Genomic DNA, 6,282 nt, shown 5'->3' with positions numbered 1-6,282 from the left:
TGCGGATGCGCAGCGGCGTGGATTCCGCACCGAAGCCGATGATGACGATCGGCGACCGGCCGGTCCTGTGGCACGTGATGCGGTACTACGCGCACTTCGGGCACACCGAGTTCATCCTGCCGCTGGGGTTCGGCGGGGCCTCGGTCAAGGAGTACTTCCTGCGCTACGAGGAGACGGTCTCCAACGACTTCGTCATGACCAAGGGCGGGCAGCAGATCGAGCTGCTCGAGTCCGACATCAGCGAGTGGAAGATCACCTTCGTCGACACCGGCATCGACACCAGCATCGGTGAGCGGCTGCGCCGGGTCCGCCCGTACCTGGAGGACGACGACGCGTTCCTGGCCAACTACGGCGACGTACTGACCGACGCGCCGATGGACAGGATCGTCGACCACGTGATGACCAGCGACATCACTGCGAGCCTGCTCGCGGTCCCGCCGCAGGACTCGTTCCACGTCGTCGAGTTCGGTACCGACTCCCGGGTCACCGGGCTGCGCTCGGCCGCGGACCTGAACGTCTGGATCAACGGCGGGTACTTCGTGCTGAAGAAGGAGATCTTCGAGGTCCTGCACGAGGGCGAGGACCTGGTCGGGGACGCGTTCCCGCGGCTGGCCGCGATGGGCAAGCTGGAGGCGATCCCGCACCACGGGTTCTGGGCGCCGATGGACACGCTCAAGGAACGCAGCCAGCTCGAGGACCTGTACCGGTCGGGGAAGAAGCCGTGGGCGTTGTGGAGCCACCCGGGCCGCACGGGCCGCACGGGCCGCACGGGCCGCACGGCTCACCGGGCCGCTGATCCGGTGGCGATCTGATGTTGCCGTTCCAGCTCGGCCTGATCGACGGGCCGGTCCATCTGGTTGCCTTGGGCGCCCATCCGGACGACATCGAGATCGGCTGCGGCGGCACGCTGCTCAAGCTGGCCGAGTCGGTGCCGGAGCTGTCGGCCGAGTTCGTGATCGCGACCGGTACGCCGGTACGGCTGGAGGAGGCGCGCCGCGCGGCGGAGCTGTTCCTGCCGGAGTGCGAGGTCACCGTCACGTCCGCGGAGCTCCCGGACGGGCGGCTGCCGGCGTACTGGAACCGGACCAAGGAGTTGCTGGAGGCAACCGCCCGGGGGAGCCGGCGTGCCGACCTGGTGTTTGCCCCGAGCAAGCATGATGCGCACCAGGACCACCGGCTGATCGCCGAGCTGGCGCCGACGGTGTGGCGCAACCACCTGGTGCTGCACTACGAGATCCCCAAGTGGGACGGCGATTTCAGCCGGCCGTGGCTGTACGTCGAACTCACTGAGGAGCAACTCCGGGAGAAGATCGCCCTGCTGCACAAGGCGTATCCGTCCCAGGTACCGCACGACTGGTTCGACGAAGAGGTGTTCGCGGGGCTGGCGCGGCTGCGGGGGATGGAGTGCCGGGCGGCGTACGCCGAGGCCTTCACGACGGCGAAGGCGGCGCTGACATGGTGAGCGAGGGGGACGCTGTGGGCTTCAGATGTCGTGGGTGCGCGGGGGATGACGTCGTACCGGTGGTCGATCTCGGTGAGCAGCCGTGTGCGGACTACTTTCCGACGGCCGATACGCCGGGGCCTGACCCGCGGTGGCCGCTCGCGCTGTGGTTGTGCCGGGAGTGCACGTTGGTGCAGCTCGGGCCGGTCGAGCCGCAGTTGCCTGAGGAGCCGTTGGCCGTCGAGTCGGCGACGAGCCGGGCGCATGCGGAGGCTTCGGTGAAGGAGATCCTCGGTGATTATCCGGACCTGAGCAGTGTGTTCGAGTTCGGGAGTCCGCACGGCGGGTCCTGGCTGGAGCATCTGCGCGGGGCGGGCTGTCGCGTGGCGGGAGCGGACGAGCGGGCCGATCTCGTGGTGGATGTGCACGGGATCGTGCACGAGCCGCAGTACGGCGAGATGCTCAAGGTGCGGGCGGACCGGCTCGCGGCGGGCGGGTTGCTGGTGATGGAGTTCCACCACTTGCTGCCGTTGTTCGTCGGGAACCAGTTCGACACGATCCGGCACGGCCACTGGGTGTACATGTCGCTGCGCGCGCTCCGCAATCTCGCCGCGGTGCACGGTCTCGCGGTCGAGTCGGTGCGGCAGGTCGACATGTACGGCGGCAGCCTGCTGGTGATGCTCCGGCATACCGCGGACGCGCATCCGGACGCGTCGGTCGACGTGGTGCTGGAGGACGAGGACGCGGCCGGCATCGCGGACGAAGTACAGCTCGGCTCGTTGCAGGAGGCTGCCTGGCATGCCGCCGGTGCGCTGCACGACGAGCTCGTCCGGCACCAGGCCGCGGGCCGTACGGTCCTCGGGTACGGCGCACCCTCGAAGGCCCCGGTGCTGCTCGACCTGAGCAAGGTGACGACGGACCTGCTGCCGTTCACCGTCGACCTCGCGGCCGGCAAGCACGGTCGCCGGATCCCCGGCGACAGCATGGTCCCGATCCGTCCGATCGACGAGCTCAGGGCGGCCCGGCCGGACGTCGTACTCGTGCTCACCTGGGACATCGCCGACGAGATCATCACCCAGCTGGAGGCCGGCGGCGGCTGGGGTACGACGTACCTCGTGCCGCTCCCGGAACCGCACGAGAGGGGCTGGTGATGGAGGTCGTCGAGGTACCCGGTATCGCGGGCGTCCTGCTGTTCCGGCCGGCGCCGCATCGCGACGAGCGCGGGTTCTTCTCCCGGACGTTCGACCGGGACGTGGTCGCGAAGGCCGGGCTCGACCCGGACGCGTTCGTCCAGGACAGCATCTCCCGGTCCCGCAGGGGCGTCGTCCGCGGCATGCACACCCGCTCCGGCCTGGGCGAGGCGAAGCTGGTGCGGTGCTCGTACGGCGCCGTGTTCGACGTCGTGGTCGACCTGCGGCCGGGGTCGCCGACGTACCGGAACCGGGAGACGTTCGACCTGACCGGCGACAACCAGGTGACGGTCTACGTACCGGCCGGCTGCGCGCACGGTTTCCAGGCGCTGACCGAACCCGCGGACGTCTCGTACCGCATCGATCGCGCGCACGACCCGGCCGAGGACGTCGCGATCCGCTTCGACGATCCCGACCTCGGGATCCCGTGGCCGCTGCCGGTGACCTTGATGTCCGACCGCGACCGCGCCGCGTCACCACTGGCTCTGGCCACTGCGAGGCTGTCATGAACTTCGAGAAGTCCATCGCCGCGAACAAGCGGCTGCACGACCTGATCCCCGGCGGCGCCCACACCTACGCCAAGGGCGAGGACCAGTTCCCTGCGGAGATGGCGCCGGTCATCGACCACGGCGACGGCGCGCACGTCTGGGATGTCGACGGCAACGAGTTCATCGAGTACGGGTCCGGGCTGCGCGCGGTGAGTCTCGGGCACCGGCACCCGCGGGTGCTGGAGGCGGTACGCCGGGAGCTCGACCGCGGCAGCAACTTCGTCCGCCCGAGCATCGTCGAACTCGACGCCGCCGAACGGTTCCTGTCCTCGGTGCCGACCGCGGAGATGGTGAAGTTCGGCAAGAACGGCTCGGACGCGACCACCGCCGCGGTGAAGCTGGCCCGGGCCGTCACCGGGCGCCCGCTGGTCGCGGTCTGCATCGACCACGCGTTCTTCTCGATCGACGACTGGTTCATCGCCCGGACGCCGATGTCGGCCGGGATCCCGGACGCGATCGCGGACCTGACCGTCGGCTTCCCGTACGGCGACCTGGCCGCGGTCGAGGAGCTGTTCCGCCGGTACGAGGGCCGGATCGCCTGCGTGATCCTGGAGGCCGCGACCCAGCACGACCCGCCGCCGGGGTACCTGGAAGGTCTGCGCGACCTCGTGCACCGCAACGGTGCATTGTTGACATTCGACGAAATGATCACCGGCTTCCGGTTCTCCGAGGCGGGCGCGCAGGGGCTGTACGGCGTGACGCCGGACCTGTCGACGTTCGGGAAGGCGCTGGGCAACGGGTTCGCGGTGTCGGCGCTGGCCGGTAAACGCGAGTACCTCGAACGCGGCGGACTGCGGGATGTCAACGAGCGGGTGTTCCTGTTGTCGACAACCCACGGCGCCGAGACGCACGCGCTCGCGGCCGCCGTCGCGGTGATGGACGTGTACGCCGAGGAAGGCATCGCCGCGCGGCTGCACGCCTTGGGTTCGCGGCTTGCGCAGGGAGTCCGCGAGGTGGCCGCGGCCGCCGGCGTACAGGATCACGTCCTGGTCCGTGGCCGGCCGAGCAACCTGGTGTTCGCGACGCTCGACGAGGACCTGCAGCCGTCGCAGCCGTACCGCACGCTGTTCCTCCGCGAGCTGATCCGCGGTGGCGTGATCGGCCCGTCGTTCGTGGTCAGCAGCGCGCTCAGCGACGCCGACCTCGACCGCACCGTCGAGGTCGTCGCCGGTGCCTGCCGCGTCTACCGCGAGGCGCTCGACGCCGGGAACGTGCACGCGGTACTCGGCGGCCGCCCCGTCAAACCCGTCTTCCGGCGCTTCGTCTAGGAAGGAACCCCGATGTCCACAATGCTCGGGCGGTTGCGGGAATCCCTCGCCGGCCAAGGCGTTTTCCACGGACTGCGCTGGCGCGTGACGTCACGGCAGGCCGTCTTCACCCGGATCTACGACTCGGCGACCTGGGGCAGTGCCGAGTCGGGCTCCGGTACCGGATCGGAGCTGCGCGCCACGGACAACGTGCGCGAACAGTTGCCGGGTCTACTCGACAGGCTCGGCGCGAAATCGTTGCTCGATGCCCCTTGTGGTGACTTCAACTGGATGCGGCACGTCGACCTCCGGGTCGAGAAGTACTACGGCGTCGACATCGTGGCGAGCGTGATCGCCGAGGACCAGCGCCGGTACGGCGACGACCGGCGGAGCTTCGCCGTCGGCGACCTGACCGAGGCAGACCTGCCGCACGCGGACGTCATCCTGTGCCGCGACTGCCTGGTGCACGTGTCGTTCGCGGACGCCGCGCTGATCCTCGAGAACTTCCGCAGTACCGGCGCGACCTGGGTGCTGCTGAACACGTATCCAGAGGTCGAGCGGAACCGGAACCAGTTCACCGGCAGCAACTGGCGGCAGCTGAACTTCGGCCTCCCGCCGTTCGGTTTCCCGGAACCGGTCGAGTCGATCGCCGACGGCGGTGACGTCGACCCGAGCCGGCTCGCGCTCTGGAAGCTGCCCGACCTGCCCGCAGCCCAGCCGAACGGAGCACCCCGATGACACGATTGAGCGTCGGCCTACCTGTGTACAACGGTGAGGAGTACCTGCGGCCCGCGCTGGACGCGGTCCTCGGGCAGACGTACACGGACTTCGAGCTGGTGATCTCCAGCAACGCGTCGACCGACGGTACGGACGACATCTGCCGGGAGTACGCCGCCCGCGACCCGCGGATCCGGTTCTTCCGGCAGGAGCAGAACATCGGCGCCGCGCCGAACCACGACTACGTGTTCCGGCAGAGCCGCGGCGAACTGTTCAAGTGGGTCTCGTCGGACGACCTGTACGCGCGTGACCTGTTCGAGCGTTGCATCGCGCTGCTCGACAAGCATCCGGAAGCCGTACTCGCGCACTCGTGGGGCGCCGCGATCGACGGCGACGGCACCGTGACGCAGGCGCTGGAGTACCCGCTCAACACCGACTCGCCGCGGCCGTCCGAGCGGCTCCGCAGCATGATGCTCGACGGCGACACTCCTGGTGCGTTGTGTGCGGACGACTTCTACGGCGTGATCCGCTCCGACGCGCTCCGCAGCGTGAAACCGCACGGCAGCTACTACCACGCGGACTACACCTTCACCGCGCAGCTGGCGTTGCTCGGTACGTTCGTACAGGTCCCGGACTGGCTGTACTTCCGCCGGCACCACCCCGGGCGGCTGTCGCTGTCGGACATCAACACGGCCTGCGCAAACCTCGACCCGAAACGGTCGGACCGACGCCGCAACCCCGCCGTACGGCTGGTGGCCGAGTACGTCCTGAGCTGGTTCACCGCGGTCGGCCGAGCGCCACTGCCGCTCGGTGAACGAATCGCCTGCTACGGCCAAATCTTCCGTTGGATCGGCAGCCGCGTATCGCGCCGGATGCGCCGCTGGTACCCAGCCGAACCACCGTCCACCTTCGGCACAACCAACGGCCTGTCAGTCCAAACCGCAGTCCCCGGCCAGGAGACGACCTAAATGCCCCCCTCACAGACCCAACCACAGATCCGATCACGGGTCCGATCGCGGGTCGGGTCGCAGGGGCGGTCACAGGTGCGGTCGCAGGTCCGGTCACAGGTGGGGCCTCGGGACGGGGCGCTGGTGCGATTACAGGTCCGGTCACGGATGGCTCACAGGTGCGGTCGCAGG

7 protein-coding genes are annotated in these 6,282 nt (G+C 69.2%); all 7 read left to right on the top strand.

Going from position 1 to position 6,282, the window contains the following annotated elements; genetic code table 11:
• A partial coding sequence (locus tag VFF46_RS38570) for a hypothetical protein (RefSeq protein ID WP_325042232.1) occupies nucleotides 1-812 on the top strand: 812 nt, incomplete at its 5' end.
• On the top strand, nucleotides 812-1,462 hold the full coding sequence (locus VFF46_RS38565; protein WP_325042231.1) for a PIG-L deacetylase family protein: 651 nt from the start codon (nucleotides 812-814) through the stop codon (nucleotides 1,460-1,462). The genes VFF46_RS38570 and VFF46_RS38565, both read left to right, overlap by 1 nt.
• On the top strand, nucleotides 1,456-2,592 hold the full coding sequence (locus VFF46_RS38560) for a class I SAM-dependent methyltransferase (protein WP_325042230.1): 1,137 nt from the start codon (nucleotides 1,456-1,458) through the stop codon (nucleotides 2,590-2,592). The genes VFF46_RS38565 and VFF46_RS38560 overlap by 7 nt, the downstream gene beginning before the upstream one ends.
• Nucleotides 2,592-3,140, top strand: coding sequence for a dTDP-4-dehydrorhamnose 3,5-epimerase family protein (locus VFF46_RS38555; protein ID WP_325042229.1), 549 nt, complete (start codon nucleotides 2,592-2,594; stop codon nucleotides 3,138-3,140). The genes VFF46_RS38560 and VFF46_RS38555 overlap by 1 nt, the downstream gene beginning before the upstream one ends.
• The gene (locus VFF46_RS38550) at nucleotides 3,137-4,447 is read left to right on the top strand and encodes a glutamate-1-semialdehyde 2,1-aminomutase (protein ID WP_325042228.1); all 1,311 of its coding nucleotides are present in this window, start codon (nucleotides 3,137-3,139) and stop codon (nucleotides 4,445-4,447) included. The genes VFF46_RS38555 and VFF46_RS38550 overlap by 4 nt, the downstream gene beginning before the upstream one ends.
• Nucleotides 4,448-4,459: 12 nt before the next feature.
• A complete protein-coding gene (locus VFF46_RS38545; RefSeq protein WP_325042226.1) occupies nucleotides 4,460-5,164 on the top strand; it encodes a methyltransferase domain-containing protein in 705 nt (234 codons plus the stop codon).
• A complete protein-coding gene (locus VFF46_RS38540; protein ID WP_325042225.1) occupies nucleotides 5,161-6,111 on the top strand; it encodes a glycosyltransferase family 2 protein in 951 nt (316 codons plus the stop codon). Before VFF46_RS38545 ends, VFF46_RS38540 begins: the two co-directional genes overlap by 4 nt.
• Nucleotides 6,112-6,282 lie beyond the last annotated feature (171 nt).

Origin of the sequence: Kribbella sp. (assembly GCF_035655035.1) — a bacterium.
GTDB lineage: Bacteria > Actinomycetota > Actinomycetes > Propionibacteriales > Kribbellaceae > Kribbella.
Note: the sequence above shows the minus strand (reverse complement) of the source record. Positions and strands in the feature narration are given on the sequence as shown.